At 61.1% G+C, this 18,756-nt stretch carries 16 protein-coding genes; 4 read left to right on the forward strand and 12 right to left on the reverse strand.

Annotation, left to right across the window (positions count from 1 at the left end):
* The first annotated feature begins 14 nt into the window (after positions 1 to 14).
* From FHX11_RS12925 to FHX11_RS12935, 3 genes are all read left to right on the forward strand, one after another.
* Positions 15 to 989, forward strand: a complete 975-nt coding sequence (locus tag FHX11_RS12925) for a mannonate dehydratase (protein WP_184358026.1) — start codon at positions 15 to 17, stop codon at positions 987 to 989.
* A 38-nt stretch (positions 990 to 1,027) separates the two neighbouring features.
* Complete coding sequence (gene kdgD, locus FHX11_RS12930) at positions 1,028 to 1,936, forward strand: 5-dehydro-4-deoxyglucarate dehydratase (protein ID WP_184358027.1); 909 nt, start codon at positions 1,028 to 1,030, stop codon at positions 1,934 to 1,936.
* 68 nt (positions 1,937 to 2,004) lie between these two features.
* Entirely contained in the window at positions 2,005 to 3,177 is a 1,173-nt protein-coding gene (locus FHX11_RS12935; RefSeq protein WP_184358028.1) for a beta-propeller fold lactonase family protein, read from the forward strand.
* A 124-nt stretch (positions 3,178 to 3,301) separates the two neighbouring features.
* Here the strand turns inward: FHX11_RS12935 and FHX11_RS12940 are convergent, their stop codons facing one another.
* The 11 genes from FHX11_RS12940 to FHX11_RS12990 all read right to left on the reverse strand — a co-directional run bounded on the left by FHX11_RS12940 (position 3,302) and on the right by FHX11_RS12990 (position 13,993).
* Positions 3,302 to 4,381, reverse strand: a complete 1,080-nt coding sequence (locus tag FHX11_RS12940; RefSeq protein WP_184358029.1) for an ABC transporter ATP-binding protein — start codon at positions 4,379 to 4,381, stop codon at positions 3,302 to 3,304.
* The gene (locus tag FHX11_RS12945; protein ID WP_184358030.1) at positions 4,378 to 5,178 is read right to left on the reverse strand and encodes an ABC transporter permease; all 801 of its coding nucleotides are present in this window, start codon (positions 5,176 to 5,178) and stop codon (positions 4,378 to 4,380) included. The genes FHX11_RS12940 and FHX11_RS12945 overlap by 4 nt, the downstream gene beginning before the upstream one ends.
* A gap of 1 nt (position 5,179) precedes the next feature.
* Positions 5,180 to 6,052 (reverse strand): ABC transporter permease, encoded by an 873-nt coding sequence (locus tag FHX11_RS12950; protein ID WP_184358031.1) that lies wholly within the window; start codon positions 6,050 to 6,052, stop codon positions 5,180 to 5,182.
* 116 nt (positions 6,053 to 6,168) lie between these two features.
* On the reverse strand, positions 6,169 to 7,179 hold the full coding sequence (locus FHX11_RS12955) for an ABC transporter substrate-binding protein (RefSeq protein ID WP_184358032.1): 1,011 nt from the start codon (positions 7,177 to 7,179) through the stop codon (positions 6,169 to 6,171).
* A gap of 39 nt (positions 7,180 to 7,218) precedes the next feature.
* A complete protein-coding gene (locus FHX11_RS12960; RefSeq protein WP_184358033.1) occupies positions 7,219 to 7,551 on the reverse strand; it encodes an NIPSNAP family protein in 333 nt (110 codons plus the stop codon).
* A 5-nt stretch (positions 7,552 to 7,556) separates the two neighbouring features.
* The gene (locus FHX11_RS12965) at positions 7,557 to 9,020 is read right to left on the reverse strand and encodes an aldehyde dehydrogenase (protein WP_184358034.1); all 1,464 of its coding nucleotides are present in this window, start codon (positions 9,018 to 9,020) and stop codon (positions 7,557 to 7,559) included.
* Between the two features lie 5 nt (positions 9,021 to 9,025).
* Entirely contained in the window at positions 9,026 to 10,066 is a 1,041-nt protein-coding gene (locus tag FHX11_RS12970; protein WP_184358035.1) for an LLM class flavin-dependent oxidoreductase, read from the reverse strand.
* Entirely contained in the window at positions 10,063 to 10,998 is a 936-nt protein-coding gene (locus tag FHX11_RS12975; protein ID WP_184358036.1) for a flavin reductase family protein, read from the reverse strand. Before FHX11_RS12975 ends, FHX11_RS12970 begins: the two co-directional genes overlap by 4 nt.
* Positions 10,995 to 11,840, reverse strand: a complete 846-nt coding sequence (locus FHX11_RS12980) for an alpha/beta hydrolase (RefSeq protein WP_184358037.1) — start codon at positions 11,838 to 11,840, stop codon at positions 10,995 to 10,997. The genes FHX11_RS12975 and FHX11_RS12980 overlap by 4 nt, the downstream gene beginning before the upstream one ends.
* Positions 11,841 to 11,857: 17 nt before the next feature.
* Positions 11,858 to 12,460, reverse strand: a complete 603-nt coding sequence (locus FHX11_RS12985; protein ID WP_184358038.1) for an amino acid synthesis family protein — start codon at positions 12,458 to 12,460, stop codon at positions 11,858 to 11,860.
* 489 nt (positions 12,461 to 12,949) lie between these two features.
* Positions 12,950 to 13,993 (reverse strand): class I SAM-dependent methyltransferase, encoded by a 1,044-nt coding sequence (locus FHX11_RS12990; protein ID WP_184358039.1) that lies wholly within the window; start codon positions 13,991 to 13,993, stop codon positions 12,950 to 12,952.
* Positions 13,994 to 14,340: 347 nt separating this feature from the next.
* Here FHX11_RS12990 and FHX11_RS12995 point away from each other — a divergent pair, with 347 nt between their 5' ends.
* On the forward strand, positions 14,341 to 16,326 hold the full coding sequence (locus FHX11_RS12995) for an EAL domain-containing protein (RefSeq protein WP_246780990.1): 1,986 nt from the start codon (positions 14,341 to 14,343) through the stop codon (positions 16,324 to 16,326).
* A gap of 63 nt (positions 16,327 to 16,389) precedes the next feature.
* Here the strand turns inward: FHX11_RS12995 and FHX11_RS13000 are convergent, their stop codons facing one another.
* Positions 16,390 to 18,597, reverse strand: a complete 2,208-nt coding sequence (locus tag FHX11_RS13000; RefSeq protein WP_184358041.1) for a TonB-dependent siderophore receptor — start codon at positions 18,595 to 18,597, stop codon at positions 16,390 to 16,392.
* Positions 18,598 to 18,756: the final 159 nt, after the last annotated feature.

Consider the following 18,756-nt stretch of genomic DNA (forward strand, 5'->3'; position numbering starts at 1 on the left):
GGGAGAGACCCTCGGTGTATGCAGGAACACAGGTCGGCGCGCGGGACGACGACGATTACCGCGTCTTCGCGCAATTGGGGCTGAAGCGCATTTGCGCTGACCCGCCCGGAAAGCCCGAAAGCTGGACACTGTCCGATCTTCAGCGCTTTCGCGACAAGGTCGAGAGCTTTGGCCTCATCCTGGACATGATCCAGCTCCCCCTGCCTTCCAATCCGATCGAGCAGGCTTCCTATCCCGACATTCTGCTCGCCGGTCCCGATCGCGACCGGCAGATCGATGCCGTCTGCAAGCTGATCGAGGATGTTGCCGCAGCCGGCATTCCGGCCGCAAAATACAATCTCAACCTGATCGGCATTCCCCGCACTCCCGATGAACTGGGTCGCGGCGGTTCGCTGAATGCAAGCTTCCGCTGGGACAAGGCGGACCATGACGCCGCACCCGGCCTGGCGGGCGTCTTGTCCGAGGACGAGAACTGGGAACGGATCGACTATTTCCTCGAACGTGTCGTTCCCGTGGCCGAGAGCAACCGTGTCCGCCTCGCCTGCCATCCGCACGACCCCTACACGCCGCCGGGCTATCGCGGCGTCACCCGCGTCCTCGGCTCGGTCGAGGGCCTGAAGAAATTCGTGCTGATGCGCGAAAGCCCCTATCACGGCCTCAATTTCTGCCAGGGCTCGATCGGCGAGATGCTCGACAATCCGCGCGAGGAAATCGACGATATCATCCGCTGGTTCGGCACGCGCGGCAAAATCTTCAATGTCCACTTCCGCAACATCCGTGGCGGCAAGCTTTCCTTCATGGAAACCTTCCCGGACGAAGGCGACATGGACATGGTTCGATCCGCCAGGATCTACAAGGAAGTCGGCTATCAATACATGCTGATGCCCGATCATGTGCCGACCATCAGCGGCCGCGATCCGACCGGCGTCGCCTTCGCCTTCTGCTACGGCTACATCGCCGCTCTCGTTCAGTCGCTTGAAAACGCCTGAGAACCATTGCCCATACCGATCGATAACAGGATTCCAAGATGAACCCGATTGAACTCAAAAAGGCTGTTGGCAGCGGTCTGCTGTCCTTTCCCGTCACCCATTTCGACAGCGAATTGAAATTCGACGAGGCGAAATATCGCCGCCACGTCGAATGGCTGGCCGGCTATGATGCGGCGGCCCTCTTCGCCGCCGGCGGCACTGGCGAATTCTTCTCGCTCAACCCGGCCGAAGTCCCACAGGTCGTGCGCGCCGCCAAGGCATCGGCCGGCAATACGCCGATCATCTCCGGCACCGGCTACGGCACCTCCATCGCCGTCGAGATCGCCAAGGCGGCCGAAAAGGCCGGCGCCGACGGCCTGCTGCTGCTGCCGCCCTATCTGATGTTTGCCGAACAGGAGGGCTTGATCGCCCATGTGAAGGCAGTCTGCCAGTCCGTCGGCATCGGCGTCATCGTCTATAACCGCGACAACGCGGTCCTGAACGCCGACAGCATCGCGCGGCTTGCCGACGAATGCCCGAACCTCATCGGCTTCAAGGACGGTGTCGGCGATGTCGACAAGGTGATCGAGATCACCACCAAGCTCCAGGACCGCCTGGTCTATGTCGGCGGCATGCCGACGCACGAAGTCTACGCCCAGGCTTACTTCGCCGCCGGCGTCACCACCTATTCCTCCGCCGTCTTCAACTTCATACCGGCGCTCGCGCAGCGCTTCTACGGCGCGCTGCGGACCGGCGATCAGGCAACCGTCGACGAAATCCTCAAGGGCTTCTTCTTCCCCTTCGTTGCGCTACGCAATCGCAAGAAGGGTTATGCCGTCTCGATCATCAAGGCCGGCCTGCAGGTGCTCGGACAAGATCCGGGGCCTGTGCGCCCGCCGCTGACCGACCTGACAACGGAGGAGCTGGCTGCGCTCGAAAAGATCATCAAGGCAGCCAAGGCCGCATAAATTACAATCGAATGGACATATGATCGCCGGCAAAACCGGCGATCAATCTTTTCAGGAGGGGAATATTCATGGCCAGACTATCATTTGGAATTTTTGCCTCGATGGTCGCCGCCTCGGCGATGCTGATGGCGACCGACAGCGCGCTTGCCAGGACCTTCGTCTATGTTTCGGCGGCGACGGACGGAAAGATCGACAGCTTCAACATGGATGAGAAGGCCGGCACGCTGACGCCGGTCGCGACCTTCGATGCCGGCAAGATGGTCATGCCGATGACCGTCAGCCCGGACAAGAAGCATCTCTATGCCGTCATCCGCTCCCAGCCCTATCGGGTGCTGACGCTGGCCATCGACCCCGAGACCGGAAAGCTCTCGCAAGAAGCGGTCGCGGCGCTGCCCGACAGCATGCCCTATGTCTCCACCGATCTGACGGGCCGTCTCCTCTTCACCTCGTCCTACGGCGGCAACAAGATCGCCGTGCTGCCCATCGGCGCGGACGGTCTCGTAAAGGATGGCGCGCGCCAGGTGATCCTCACCGGCCGAAATGCGCATTCGATCGTCGGCGACCGGAGCGGCAAATTCGTCTTCGCCACCAATCTCGGCTCTGACGCGGTGCTGCAGTTCGTCCTCAATCCTCAAACGGGCATGCTGGAGGCGAACGACCCGCCGCAGGTCGCCACCAAGCCGGGCTTCGGGCCTCGCCACATCATCGTCTCTCCGGACAACAAATCGGTCTACGTGCTGACCGAGCTGACCGGGCATGTGATCCACTATGCTCTCGACCCTGCCAAGGGCACGCTGAGCGAGATCGAAAGCGTCGCGTCGGTTCCGGGTGACGCCGGGCTTTCTCCGGGCATCGCGCCGCCCCCGCCCCCACCGTTCAACGCCACCGCGCCGGTCGCAGCCCCCGCGGATGACGGCAAGCCCAAGGTCTGGGCGGCCGATATCGGCATCACCCCGAACGGCAAGTTCCTCTATACGACCGAACGCACGACCAGCAAGATCGCCCTTTTCCAGGTGGAAGACGGGACCGGCAAGCTGAGCTACGTGACCAATTATTCGACCGAGAAGCAGCCCCGCGGCATCCGCATCGATCCGTCGGGCCATTTCCTCGTCGCTTCCGGCGAAAAATCCGACAAGATCGCCGTCTATGCCATCGACCAGGTAAACGGCGCGCTGACGCCGATCGAACGCTATCCGGTCGATGCCGGCGCCAACTGGGTGGAGATCGTCACCCTGCCGTAACGGCGAGACGGACGGTCTATAGCATGTAACAAAACCAGCCACTCCGTCTCCTCGCAGGACGGAGCGGCTTTCTTGCGAAACGGCGGAGGCGAGACGATGAAAATCTCGTCTCGGCCAGTATTCCCTAACAGAAGACGTGGGCAGCATCCGGATCGAATTCGAGATGAACGCTGTCGCCGCGGCTCAACCCGGAAATTGCCTCGTGCCCAAACGGCAAGCGCACCGAAAGCGCCTCGCCGGCCGCCGTCTGTGTTGCCACATGCACATTGTTGCCGAGGAAAGTGATGTCGCTGACCGTCGCACTCAGGCCGTTGCCCACGCCATTGCTACGTCCCAGCCGAATGCGCTCCGGCCGCAGCATCAGCGCCGCCTTGCCGCCAGAGGCCGCCCGACCATGCACGGGAATCTGCTCGAACACCGAGTTGCCACCGAGCGAGATCGTCGCCTGGCCATTGTCCGACGACAACAGATCGCAGGAGATGAAATCGCTGTCGCCGATGAACTCGGCAACGAAGCGCGTGCGCGGATTGGCGTAAAGTTCCGGGCCGGTGCCGATCTGATCGATGACGCCCTTGGAGAAGACGGCGATGCGATCCGACAGGCGCAGCGCCTCTTCCTGATCGTGGGTCACATAGAGGATCGTCACTTCCGTCTGCTGATGGATGCGCCTGATCTCGTGCTGGATTTCCTCACGCAATTTCTTGTCGAGCGCCGACAGCGGCTCGTCCATCAGAAGCACCGGCGGATCGTAGGCCAGCGCCCTGGCAAGCGCGACGCGCTGCTGCTGGCCGCCCGACATCTGCGCCGGCTTGCGATCCTCGAAACCTTCAAGGCGGACAAGCCGGAGCATGTCCTTGACCTTGGCGTCAACCTCGGCCTTCGACTTGCGCCGCACCTTGAGCGGAAAGGCAATGTTCTCGCCGACGGTCAGATGCGGGAACAGGGTGTAGCGCTGGAAGACCATGCCGATATTGCGCTTGTGCGAAGGCGTCGACAGCAGGGTCTGGCCGTCGAGCGTGATGTCGCCCCTGGTTGGATTTTCGAAGCCTGCCAAAATATAGAGCGTCGTGCTCTTGCCCGAACCGGAGGGGCCGAGAAAGGTCAGGAATTCGCCGCGTCGAACCTCGAGATTGACATCGTGAACGGCGACCACCGGGCCATATTCCTTGCGGATACCTTTGATCTTCAGGAAGGGTTCGCTCATGATTTCAGTACCTTGCGTGCGATTGCGACGAGCGCCATCAAAATGATCGTCAAGAGGATGAGAAGCGACGAGGCCGCGGCAACGACCGGGGTCAGGTCTTGCCGCAGCGTCGCCCATACTTTCACCGGCAATGTCTGCAGCGTCGGGCTCGCCATGAAGATCGCCACCACCACCTCGTCCCAGGAGGTCAGGAACGAAAAGACGGCGGCGGAAAACAGGCCGTGGCTGATTGCCGGCAGCGTCACCCGGATCTTGGCTTCAAGCGGCGAGGCGCCGCACAGCACAGCGGCATCCTCGATGGACTTGTCGAAGCCTTCCAGCGCATTGGAGATCGACAGAATGGAGAACGGCAGCGCCAGAACGAGATGGGAGATGACGAAGCCGACCGTGGTTCCGCCGAGCCCGATCCGCAGAAAGAAGGCATAGAGCGCAACGGCGAGCACAACGACCGGCAGGATCATCGGCGTCAGGAACAAGGCCTTCAGCGCGTCCCGGAACATGAAGGTGCCGCGCACCAGCCCGAATGAGGTCACCAGGCCGAGCAGCACCGAAAGAACCGTGACGATCGAGGCGATCCGGAAGCTCGTCCAGGCAGAGGCGAGCCACTGCGGATCGGCGAAAAGCTCGGCGTACCATTTCAGCGTCCAGCCCGGCGGCGGGAAGATCAGCCATTGCGACGACCCGAAGGACAGCGCCGCGATGAAGAGAATGGGCAGCAGCAGGAAGGCCGCGGTCAGGAGCGTGATCGCCAGAAGCACATATTTCCACCAGCCGAGACGGTCGAAATTGAGCAGCATATCAACGCCCTCCCGTGTTCTGCACGCCGAACAGCCGCAACTGAAGGGCATAGAGGGAGAGCGTCACGACAAGGAGAACCAGGGCTGCGGCTCCGCCCATGCCCCAATTGACGAGCGACTGCACGAATTGCGCCACCAGTTCGGCGAGCATCATGTTCGCTGTGCCGCCGAGAAGCGACGGGGTGACATAATAGCCAAGGGACATCACGAAGACCATCAGCGCGCCGGCCGCCATGCCCGGCGCGGCAAGCGGCAGCAGGACGCGGGTCAGGCACTGCCAGCGGTTCGCTCCACAAAGCGCGGCCGCCTGCAGGACCGCCGGGTCGATCTTCCGGATCACGCCGTAGAGCGGCAGGATGATGAAGGGTAGCATGATATAGGTCATGCCGATGGTGACGCCGGTCAGATTATTGACCAGCGGCAGCGGCCGGTCGATCAGCCCCACGGCCATCAGCATCTTGTTGATGACGCCGGTGCGCTGCAGCAGCACCATCCAGGCATAGGTGCGCGCCAGCAGATTGGTCCACATCGACAGCAGCAGGATCGCAAAGATCACAGAGGCGAGGCGCGTCGGCATGATCGCGAGCGTCCAGGCAACGGGAAAGCCGATCAGAAGCGAGATGACGGTGACGACCCCGGAAACGATGAAGGTATTGGCGAAGATTCTGAGATAGGTCGCCGACCCCAGCAACTCGGCGTAGTTGCCAAGTCCTGGAGCTGGCTCCATGACACTGCGCAACAGGAGAGCCACGACGGGAACGACGAAGAAGATCCCGACAAAGATCAGGGCCGGCATGACGCCGCCAAAACCGTTGGGCCCGGCGGCCCGCGACGCGGGCGCCGCTTCGCCGGCTGCATCCATAAATGTCGACATGGCACTCCTTTCCCGCCATCGGCGCGGATGAATGGCCGTCCCCCTCGCGGGCGCCGGCCCTCCCCTGCCGTTCCGCGGACGATCAGCCCGCGGAACGCCTTAGGATATCCCTAGGCCTATTCGGCCTGCCAGGCATACCACCGCTTGCCGATGGCATCACGGTTTTCCGCCCAGTAGTTCATGTCGGCATTGACCTGGCTGGCAGTCTGCTGGTCTGGCAAGGTCTTCGCGGTAGCCGGGTCCATCAGCTTGACGGAGTCGACATTGATCGGCGCATAACCGGTCGCCTTCGCCATATCGGCCTGCGGCTGGGCGGAGGTTGCCAGCGCGATGAACTTCATCGCCGCCTCCAGATTGGGCGCGCCCTTGGGCACGACGAGAGTATCGGCTGCCGTGATGTTCTGGCTCCAGGAGGTCTCCGTCTTGACGCCGCTCGCGGCAAGCGCCGTCATACGGCCGTTCCACAGGCTTCCGAACGGCGCTTCGGCCGATGCAAGAAGCTGCTGCGACTGCGCGCCGCCCGACCACCAGATGATATCCGACTTGATGGTGTTGAGCTTCTTGAAGGCGCGGTCCAGATCGAGCGGGTAGAGCTTGTCGGCCGGAACGCCGTCGGCCAGCAGCGCCGCCTCGATCACGCCCGGCGCCGACCATTTATAGAAGGTGCGCTTGCCGGGGAATTTCGCGGTGTCGAACAAATCGGCCCAGGTCTTCGGGCAGGCGCCGACGGCATCGGCATTACAGCCGATCACGAAGGAATAATAGAAGCTGCCGACCGAATAGTCCGTCACGAAACGAGGATCGAGCTTGGACTTGTCGATGACGGAGAAGTCCAGTTTTTCCAACAGGCCGCTCTTGCCCGCCTGGGCGGCATAGTCGCCCTCGACGTCGACGACGTCCCAGGTCACCTGACCCGCCTCGACCATGGCCTTCAGCTTGCCGTAATCGGTGGGGCCGTCCTGCGCGACGGCGATGCCGGTCTTCTCGGTAAACGGGTTTACCCAGGCGGCTTTCTGCGCATCCTGCGTCGTTCCTCCCCAGCTGGTAAAGACGATCGTCTCGGCCCTGGCGGCCCCGGACACTGCCATTAGCGCGGCAAAGGCCGCGAGTGCAATTCTTGCTTTCATGTTCCCTTGTCCTTGTTTTTAATGTCTTACAGGCATGCCTTATGCGGCGGGCGGACTGATCCCCCGAGGAGAGAAGCTCGCCGGCTTCATAATCTTGTTCTCGGCCACCTCGATCAGGTCGCGGATTTTCGGCAGGAAGGCCTGCCATTGCGGATCGGCGGCCAGCCTCTGGCGCCGCGCCTCGCGATCGTCGAGGCTCGCAAAGGCCCATATGTGGACGATCTCGTTGATGGTCCCGATCTCGGAAAAGAAATAGCCGATCAGATTGCCGAGATGGGCTTTCTGGATGGCGATGCCCTCTTCCTCGACGACCTTCAGATATTGCGGGATCGTGCCGTTCTTCAGTCGATAGGTGCGGATCTCGTAGAACATCGGCCTCACCTCATCACGAAGGGATCGGGGATCGGGTCATCCGATGTCCTGAGCCAGATGGTCTTGGTGCGGGTATAATCGAGCGCCGCCGCCAGACCGCCTTCCCTGCCGTGGCCGGACAGGCCGAAACCGCCAAAAGGCGCGATCGGCGATACGGCGCGGTAGGTGTTGACCCAGACGATACCGGCCCGGATACCCTTCATCAGGCGGTGGGCGCGCGTCAGGTTCTGGGTGAAGACGCCGGAGGCAAGGCCGTAACGGGTATCATTGGCAAGCGCCAGCGCTTCGGCCTCAGTCTCGAACGAGACGACCGACAGAACCGGACCGAAGAATTCCTCGGCAAGCGAGGGCGAGGCGGCATCGTCGCAATCGAGGATCGTCGGCAGGAAGTAATAGCCCTCTCCATCCGGCCTGCTGCCGCCGGTTACCAGGCGGGCGCCGCTCTGAACGGATCGTTCGACCAATGCCGCGACATGATCCTGCTGGCGTTTCGTCGCCAGCGGTCCGACTTCGGTCGCCATGTCCAGCGGCGAGCCGATGCGGATCGCCTCAGCCTTCGTCTTCAGCAGCGCCAGGAACTTGTCCTTCACGCTCCGCTCGACGATCAGCCGCGAGCCGGCGACGCAGCTCTGTCCAGTCGCAGCAAAGATACCGGCCACCTGCGCATTGGCGGCACTGTCGAGATCGGCATCGGCAAAGACGATGAAGGGCGACTTGCCGCCGAGCTCGAGCGAAGTGGAGGCCAGATTTTCGGCCGAATTGCGTACCACATGGCGCGCCGTTTCCGGCCCGCCGGTAAAGGCGATATGGGCAACCTTCGGATGCCGGCTGAGGGCAGAGCCGCAAGCCGGGCCGAAACCGGTGATGATATTGACGACGCCGGCCGGAAAGCCGGCCTCGTGCACAAGGCGGGCAAATTCCAGAAGTGGTGCCGGACCATCCTCGGACGCCTTGACGACCATGGTGCAGCCGGCCGCCAGAGCCGGGCCGATCTTGACGGCGGAGAGAAACAACTGGCTGTTCCAGGGCACGACCATGGCGACGACGCCGATCGGTTCGCGCCGTAGCCAGACATCCATGTCCGGCTTGTCGATCGGGAGATAGGCCCCTTCGATCTTGTCGGCGAGGCCGGCATAATAGCGATAATAATCGGCGACATAGGCGATCTGCGCCGAGGTCTCACGGATGATCTTGCCGGTGTCGCGGGTCTCAAGCTCCGCCAGTTTCTGCGCATTGGCCGCGACCAGATCCGCAAGCCTGTAGAGGAGCTTGCCGCGCTGGGTAGCCGTCAGCTTCGCCCATGGGCCGTCATAAAGCGCCCTCTCCGCCGCCTCGACGGCGCGATCGACATCCCTCTCGCGCGCTTCCGGCATCTCGGCCCAGACCTTGCCGGTCGCCGGATCGACGCTCGCAAACCGGGCCTCTCCGTCTACGAATTCACCGTCGATATAGGACTGGAAGCGTTGCATGGGGTTTACTCCGCAAATGCCGGCATGACCTCGGCGATAAAGCGCTCGAGCGACGCCTTCTTGCGCTCGAAGGACATGCCGGTGTCGATCCAGAAGGAATATTCGTCATAGCCCATGGCTTCATAGGTCTTGAGGCGCGAAATAACGGTCTCGGCATTGCCGACGACGTTGTTGCTGCGCATGACCGCGTCGGAGAGCATGGGGTTTGCCCGGATCTCCTCCTCCGGTATCCGCTCGATCAGACCCTGCTTGACGGGCTTCTCGTTCTTGAACCAGGCAAAGAAGTAATTGTAATAGACGCTCAGCTCGTGCGCGGCCTGCGCGATATCGTCTTCCGACGAGCCGACATAGGTATGGCGCAGCAGCATGATCTTCGGCCGGTCGATCTGCGGGTTCTTGGCACAGGCATCATTGAAGCGGCCCATCAGTGCCTCGACCTCGTCATCGCCCTGCCAGAGCGGCGTCACCTGGACATTGCAGCCGTTGGCGACGGCGAATTCATGCGAATTCGGATCGCGCGCGGCCACCCAGATCGGCGGGTTCGGCTGCTGCAGCGGCTTCGGCGCCGAGGTGGTGACCGGGAACTTGAAGAACTCACCGTCATGGGCGTAATCGCCCTTCCATATGCCCTTGACCGCGGGGATCAGCTCGCGCATCCGCTGGCCGGCACCCCAGGCATCGAGGCCCGGCAGCAGGCGTTCATATTCGAAGGAATAGGCGCCGCGCGCGATGCCGATATCGAGCCTGCCGTCGCAGATGATATCGGTCATGGCTGCTTCACCGGCAAGCTTGATCGGATGCCAGAAGGGCGCGATCACCGTCCCCGTCCCGAGCCTTGCCCGCGAGGTGCGGCGCGCGAGATCGGCGATCGTCACGAAGGGATTGGGCGCGATGGTGAAGTCCATGCCATGATGCTCGCCCGTCCAGATCGCATGCATGCCGCCCTTGTCGGCGATCTCGCACAGCGCGACGAACTCGTCATAGAGGCTCTTGTGGCTCTGGCTCGCGTCGAGGCGCTCCATGTGGACGAAAAGAGAGAATTTCATGTGCGTGCCACCTTCGCTGGAACCGAGCGGACGGTGCCGACCGTCTCGTCACCGAAATAAACGCCGAAATTGCCGAGCTGGCTCTCGGCCGCGAAACGCGCGACGATATCGGCCGTCGAACTCGTCTTGAAGCGTGCCTTGGACAGCGCGTCGGGCTTCAGGAAGCGCCCGTTGCGGGGTTCGCCATCCGAAGCGAAGGCGCGATAGACGATATGCTGCTTGCCGTCGCTCTTGCCTTCATAGACGGAGTAGAGGAAGCCGATGGTCACCGAAAGGCCGGTCAGCTGCTCCAGATAATCGCAGAGAATATCGGTCGGGCTGCCCTCCCTGCCGTCGCAATCCGGCAGGGCCAGCACCTCGTCGCCGAGCAGCAGGATCTCGCCGTCGCGCTCGAGCACGGCGCCCAGCTCGATATTGCCTTCCGCCGCAGCCGAAACCGCCTTGCTGGCGAGGATCGGCGTGAAGTAACCGCCGCGCGCATAGCCGAGCCCATTGAGGCCGCTATTGCCGAACGAGGTGATGCGCCCCATCAGGATCACATGGTCGCCGGCTTCGATGACCTGCTCCATGGCGCATTCGAACCAGGCGGCGACCTCGGAAAATATCGGACTGCCGGCCTCGCCCGGCTCCCATTTGACCGCGGAAAACCGGTCCTCGACCGGCCGCGCGAAGGTATTGGAGACATCCTTCTGCGTTTCCGACAGCACGTTGATCGCAAAGGAAGCGGCGCCCGTCATCGTCGCGAAGTTGCGCGACGTCTTCGCCAGGCAGACCAGCAGCAAAGGCGGATCGAGCGACACGGAGGTAAAGGAGTTCGCGGTGAAACCGATCGGCGCGCCGGCCTGATCCCGTGCCGTCACGACCGTCACGCCGGTTGGAAACGCGCCGAAAGCATCGCGCAATGCCCGCGCGTCCGCAGTCTGTGTCGTCATCTTGCGTCCTCCCCGCACGATAGCCACTCGGCCAGCAATTCGTTGACGACGGCAGGCGCCGTCAGATTGACCATATGACGATGACCCTCGACGATCCTGGCCCAGCCCTTGGGCGTAATCGCGGCCATCTGCCGCGCCATCTGCGGTGTCGAGTTGGGATCGTCCGATCCGGTCAGGAACAGGGCCGGCACACGAACATCCGGCCATCGGTCGGCATAGGTCTCGTCACCGCCGGCAAAGGCTGCGTAAGCCGTCGCATAGCCCTGCTGGTCCACAAGGCTCAGCCAGTTGCGCGTCAACTCGCGCGCGACGGCGCTTTGCGCATCATCGCCAAACCATCTGAGAAGCGGCCCTTCCTTGTCGACGCCGGTCAGCGGGATCGCTGCCGCGCGAGCCAGGACCGCCGCCTTGGCGTCGGGATCGCGGCGATAGACACCGTTCAGATAGGCGACGCGCCGGATACGCGCACCGAAGGTAGCCGCGGCACCTCCCGCCACAAGCGCACCCATGGAATGACCGGCGACATTTACCTTATCGAGGTTCATTTCCTCCAGAAAGCCACCAAACCACGCGACAAAAGCCTCAAGACCGCTGCCGGCGGGCAATGCCCTGCTTTCGCCGTGGCCAGGCATGTCGACGGCGATGACCCGATGGGCCGGCGCGAAGGCCGCGATTTGCGGTGCCCAGGCCTCCAGCCGCATGCCGACACCATGGATGAGCACCAGCGGCTCGCCGCTGCCGGTTTCATGATAGGCCGTGCCGGCCGCCGTCCGCTTGCGGGGCAATCCCCCACCCGCGGCCTTGTCGACATTAACCTCTACGATGGTGTCCACATTCGACATCCCGGCACCCAACCTCTTCAGACGCCCGCCGGATTGGAGACGTCCTGCCCCAGGTCCTTGAGATCCTGATAGCGATCGCCGATCCGATGATGCGGCCTGCCGCCGACGGAGGCGCCGAGCGCCACGACGATTTCGTCAGCGGCGGGAGCATCCGGAATAGCCGTCTGGATCGTCAGGTAATGCGAACGGCGCCCCTCGTCATTCTTATCCATCAGCGGGATCAGGATCGGCGCATTGGCCGGACCGCGCGTGTTGCTGAAGGCCAGATAGGACTTGGCACCGACCGCATGGCGATAATGATTGCCGAAACGGAGCGTGTGGATGAGCGCGGAGGCATGCTCGATCTCGCCGTCGAGACCGACGACCGCCGCCTTGCCATAGGCCTCCACCGCCTCACCGGAACCGACCGCCTCGATGATCATCTTGGTCAGCAGTTCGCCCAGAACCGGCGCGACCGCATGGATTTCCGGCTTCAGGTTCTCGACGAAGCCGCGGCCCGCCCAGGGATTTCTAACGATCGCCAATGCGGAGAACAGCTTCAGCGGAACCGGAGCCGCCTTCCCCCCTTCGATCAGCGTCGTTTCGATCTGCAACAGGGTCTTTCGGATGTGAAGGGTCATCGATCAGCTCGCTTTTAAGATTATGTATGATGGTATGCCATAATATTAAGCTGTCAAGCCGCTTTCTGCGGATCACGAAAACTCCTCGGACTACCGCACTAAATACTTGTTATAACAAAAGGTTATCGCCCCAACGGCGATTACGACCCAGATCAGGCACGGCCATGCCGCTCGCTCGCATTCATCAGGAATGCGGTCGTCAAATCCGACGCTCGGTACATAGACCGGCAAAGCCACGCACGAGTGAACATATGAATGCGAATGAATAGACATCATCGACGATCATGGAATACCCCATATTATATTATTTATTATGGCATACCATCACATCGAAGGGAGTGGGGTGTCAAGCTTGCGTGATCCCCCACATCCCGTGGCATCGGCCGCGAAAAGCATCGCGGTCGGCGACCTCAATCGATATTGTCGCAACAAAAAGCCGACCGGAGAGCCTTCTCCGGTCGGCTGACGATGGCATTGATGCAGGCTGGTCTAGTCGCGTCTCCGCAGCACGCCGTAGACGATATTGCGGTTCTTCCCGAAGAACACGCTGGCCTCGTAGTCCTGCCCCTCGGTGCTGGCGTGGATGATGTTCCACATGTCGGCCTCGGAACGAAGCAGCAGCGCCCAGTTCATGAAGGTTTCGATGTAGCCGTCGACCAGGATGGGATAGGAATAGTTGGCAAACAGGAAGACGCCACCCGGCTTCAGCATTTCCAGGCAACGCTGCGTCAGCTTGATGGCGACCTTGTCGACCAGGTAGTCATACAGGCCCGAGGCGTAGACGAGATCGAACTGGCCGGGGCGCGAACGCCGGGTCAGCAGATCGCGGACGGAACCGTTGATGGCTTCGACCGCCGTTCCCTGGAAGTCGCGGGCAATCGTCCCGATGCTGATCGGATCCTGATCGAGAGCAACCCAGCGCTTGAGCGCCTTTTCGCGCAGCGCCACCGAATGGGCCGCCTCGCGCAGATGCCCGGCCGCCACGCTCAGGACTTCCGTTTCCGGTCCCCGCGCCGCCGCCACTTCGTCCACATGGCGCGCCAGAATGTCCCGGCGGTCCCAGTTGGCGAGCGAGGACGGCGCCGTGCTGGTATATTCGAACAGCGCCCGACCGCGTTCGGAAGCCTTCGCCACGTCGCCGAGGATGCTTTCGTGCCGATAGATGAAGTCGAGCAACGTCGCGTCGCCCGAATAGCCTCTCGGCTTGTCGACGGACCACTTGGTCAGCGGGTCTTCCTGGAAAAACGCGGAAACAGGATGGTTCTGCACGATCGGCACCAGTTCCTGCCACACGCGTGGGTGTAGCGAATGGCGGGTTTCATGCAGCGAACGCGTCACCCGGTCGATGATCTCGGTCGGGTTGTAGTCCTTTTCGAATTGCTGGCGGGCGAGTTCGAGCAACAGGGCGATCTGCCCCTTGCCGACGATCAGCTGCTCTTCAAAACCATCGCTCTTGGGTAGCTCCAGTTCGTTCGCGATTGCCGCCGGGGTAATCAGGCTATGGCCATCGAAATCCATCTTTCGTTGGTTCATGCTAGTTATCCTCTACTTAATATGAGTAAATTATAAGATACCGTTTATCGGAAGCGAGCACATCTGCAACAGCTCGTCATTCCAATGATTTCTATCATAATCTGAAACTTTTGATTAACCATAGAATTTCTTTAACATGCTTAACGGCGGGCATTTTCGACTTGATTTTAACAGGATTTAAAATGCCCCCGCCTATGGTCGCGGAAAAATCGCCGGTCGTACCGCATCTTCTCAGTTCAGGGATGGGTCAGCGACCGCACAAGTGTATCAATACAGTCCACAGGGAAGATGCAGCTGAACTTTCTCGCGGGGCGTAGTACGATCGGATGGAACAGTGCATGAAGCGCATGTTTGCCAATACGGTGGAGTTCGATTTCGATAGAAAGTTGCAGAGGCCCTCACCGGCCGAGCTTCGCGATCTCTATCGAAACGATGACGAGGCCGCCCGGGTGGAAGCGACACGGCGCGGGCTGTGGATCGCTGTCATCGTCTATGTATTGTATTCGGCGACCGACCTTTTGCTGATCCCGGACGTTGCGGCCTATACGATCATGGCCCGATTGACGGTGGGTATCGTTGCGCTCGCCGTGTTCGAGACACAATTGCATCTGGATACGGGCATCAAATGGCTCGACCGTACCAGCGCCATGGCGCTGATCTCGGGATATGCTGTCTGGATCTTTCCGGCGCTCAGGACGGTCCATACGGAAAGCCTGTCCTATTACATGATATTCGGCGCCATTTTCATGATGGGCGCCAATCTGTTCTTCAGCTTCCGGTTCGTTCTGTCGGTGATCTCGTCCAGCGTGATCCTCGCCACCTTCCTGCTGTCCCTGTTCGCTTTCTGGCCGACCGATATCTACGCGCTTGCCTTCAGCGCATTCTACGTCTCCTGTTTCGTCTTCACATCCTATGTGAACTGGAAGCTGAACCGCGAGCGCTACCATGTCTTCCTCAATGCGCTTGAAGCGCAGATTCAGCAGCGCGAAGCCACGGAGCGGGGCGAAGCCCTGCTGAGAATGTCCAACACCGATTACCTCACCGGCCTGGAAAATCGCCGCGCCGTCGATCAGCGGCTGCGGAATTACTGGAAGGAATGGCAGGTCAACGGCCGGGGCTTTGCCGCCATCCTGGTCGATGTCGACTTCTTCAAGAAGTACAATGACTTTTACGGCCACCAGGAAGGCGACCGCTGCCTGATCCATATAGCCACGACGATCAAGGAAGCGATCGAACCGCTTGGCGGCTCGATCGGCCGTTATGGCGGTGAGGAATTCATTGTGCTGGCGCAGTTCGACATGAAGGAGCGTGTCGCCTTCCTGGCCGAACGCATCCGCAGCACCGTCGAACAGCTAAGCCTGCTGCATGAGGAGCGCCGGGATGGCACGTCGATCGTGACGGTCAGTGTCGGCGCGGCCTTCACCCGCGAACAAAGTGGCGCAAAACTCGAAAAGATCATCCACGAGGCCGATCGCGCCCTATACGGCGCCAAGGCAAGCGGCCGCAATTGCACGCGCCTGTTCGACCCCAACGATCCCAATAGCAGCGATGAAAGCGAAAACATCGCGGCGCTATTGAAGATCGCCATCAACCAGAATCTCGTCTCGCTGGTCTACCAGCCGATCGAGGAGATGACATCGAAGCGGCGCGACGCGGTCGAAGCATTGATGCGCCTGCGGACGCTCGATGGCAGCGTGATCCCGCCGAGCCTCTTCATTCCGATCGCCGAGCGCACCGGCATGATCATCGAACTCGGCCGCTGGGTGATACGCACCACCTGCCACGACCTGCTGGCGGACAACCATGTCCAGAGCGCCAGCATCAATGTCTCGCCGATCCAGCTCAAAATGCCGGGCTTTGCGGCGAGCGTGGCGGCGATCCTTTACGAGACGGGCGTCTCCGGCAGCCGGCTGGCCTTCGAGATCACCGAGGGCCTGGAAATGGAGATGCATTCCGACGTCTTGAGATGCATCAACGACCTGAAAACGCTCGGGATCAGGATCTGGCTCGATGATTTCGGCACAGGCTTTGCCGGCCTGTCCTGGCTGCGCCTCATCGATTTCGACATGGTGAAGATCGATCGCTCCTTCCTGCACGGCAGCTCGACCCCGCGCGGCAAGGCCATGCTGCAGGATATTGTCGGCCTCATCCGCAACCGTGGCCCGAAGATCCTCGTCGAGGGCGTCGAGACAGAAAAGCAACTCGCGCTGCTGCGCGAATTCAACATCGACTATGCGCAAGGCTACCACGTCGGACGCCCGTCATCGGCCCAGACCTACCGCGACGCCACAAACATCGCCCGCCCCTCGGCCGCGCCGACACCGTCGGCATGACGAAATGTCCGCGGCCTCAGGCAGCGGGCGGATTTCTCTCTCGTCCGGCCTGTCGAACGACGATCAGAACTTGACGCTTGCCGTCAGGACCGCGCTGAAGGGTTCGCCAATCTGGTTGCCGAGATTGGTCGTGCCGATCGACGAGGTGTAATAGGTCTTGTTGAAGATGTTCTTGAGATTGAGCTGCAGCGTCAGCGGCCGTTCCATCTGGAATGTATAGGCCGCAAAGGCATCCGCCACGACATAGCCCGGCAGAAAATAAGCATTGTTGTTCATGCCGGCGCGCTTGCCGGCGCCGCGCAGACCCGCCCCCACCTTCAGCGTGTTGCCGTTGCCGCCGAGCTCACCGAAATCATAGGTGAAGAACAGCGAACCGGTATGGCGGGCAACATTGACGAGTTGTTTGCCGGCATAGTCCGGATCGTCAAGGACCTTGGCATCCGTGAAGCCATAGCTGGCAATCATGCTGAGTTCGTCGGTGATCTCTCCGGCGATGTCCACCTCGATACCGCGGGCCCGCACCAGGCCGGCGGTTTTGACATAGGTGTCGCCATCGATCACTTCCGAATAGGCAACATTCTTCTTGTCGCTGGTATAGAGCGCGATATTGGCGGTCAGGCCATCGGTGATCTCGAACTTGCTGCCGATCTCATAGGAGACGCCCTCTTCCGGCGGAAGATTACCATAATAGCTGGCGATCGACGATTGCGGCCGGAAGGTCTTGGCGACATTGGCATAGAAGGAGACATCAGGCGTCAGCTTGTAGACGATGCCGCCGCGCGGCACCCATTTGCCGCCATTGCTGTCGGTATTGGTAATAAACGGACGCCCCTTGCCGGCCGTCAGATCGTAATATTGATAGCGCGCACCGCCGACCAGAATCCATTGGTCGGTGAGATAGAGCGAATCCTGCACATAGGCGGACGCAGTGGAGAGGATCTCCTTCTGGTCGCTGTCGGCCTTCGAGACCGTCGTGCAGGCCGGCATGTTGCCGTAGACCGGATTGTAGATGTTGAAATTAACCGATTGCCCACAGCGGATCAGATCGGTTCGCAGCGTATTGGCGTAATCATAGGACGCGCCGAACAGCAATTCATTGCGCAGACCGCCGATCTCGACATCGCCGGTCAGGTCGGCGCGGACGGCGTGATTGTAGATCGTCGAGTCCTGCGTCGCGTCGGCGCGGCGCGTCAGATTGCCGGTCTTGGCATTGTAGGCCATGACGCGCGCCTGATTGTCGGAATATTCGTTGTAGCTGTAGCTGTAGCCGAAATTGAGCGTCCAGTCCTCATTGAACTCGTGCTTGATATTCACCGAGGCCATGTCCGAGCTGCCCTTGGAAATATTGTAGGGCTCATCGAAACGGATCTTCGGATCGACATTGACGGCATGGCCGGTATTCAGATCGAAGATCGTGCCGCGATCGAAGGGAACGCTATAATCCTCGTGCATATAGGACAGGGTGACCTCGGTATCCTCGCCGGTCCAGGAGAGCGAGGGCGAAATGATCCAGTCCTTCGTCTTGCCGAAATTGCGCCAGTAATCGACATTCTTGTATTCGCCGATCATGCGGTAGGCGAAATCCGTGCCTTCGATCGGGCCGGTAAAATCGATACCCGTCGAGCCGCCGCCGAAGCTGGACGCCGTGCCGTAGATCTCGCCGCTGAAGACCTGCTGCGGCTTCTTGGTGACGACATTGATCATGCCGCCGGGATCGAGAATGCCATAGAGCGTCGACGCCGGTCCCTTCAGCACCTCCACCCGCTCGGTGGTGGCGTTGAAGCTTCTCGGCAGCGCCGTCTTCAGGCCGTCGGTCAGAATGGAGCCGTCGCGATTGTCGCCGAAGCCGCGGCGGATGATGGAATCCTGCGTGCCGCCGAGCGTATTCGTCTGGCTGATGCCGCTGATATTGGACAGCGCATCGTCGAGCAATTGCGCCTTCTGATCCTTCAGCACGTCCTGGCTGACGACATTGACGGCCTGCGGAATGTCGAGCAGCGGCGTGTCGCTGCGCGTCGCCGTCGTCGTGGAAATGGGCTGGTATCCGCGGGTCGCCCCGTCCTGGCCGCCGCTCTTGACCGTGATGGGCTTCAGCACCGTACCATTGGCTGCAGGATCGGCGGTCTCGTTCGCGGCTGCCTCCGCCTCCTTCGGCTTTACCGCCGCGTCCTGCGCCATGGCCGGATAGGCTGCACAGGCGCTCAATATCAGGATGGCCGTCCGCACATGATGGATCGCCGCGCCAGCGACCGCCGTTTTGCCCTGCTTCATTCTGCCCCCATATCCTCGCGGATATCATTCAATTTTAATGTCCGATGCGAAATCCCGCTGGGTTGCGGGTTGGGCGGCTTATGGTTTTCATGAATGTAGTAGTCAACTTTTAATCAACCAATTTCTGCCGTTCATGCCGCCCCAATGCCTTTGAAAGGG

Origin of the sequence: Rhizobium sp. BK602, assembly GCF_014195095.1 — a bacterium.
Classification (GTDB): domain Bacteria; phylum Pseudomonadota; class Alphaproteobacteria; order Rhizobiales; family Rhizobiaceae; genus Rhizobium.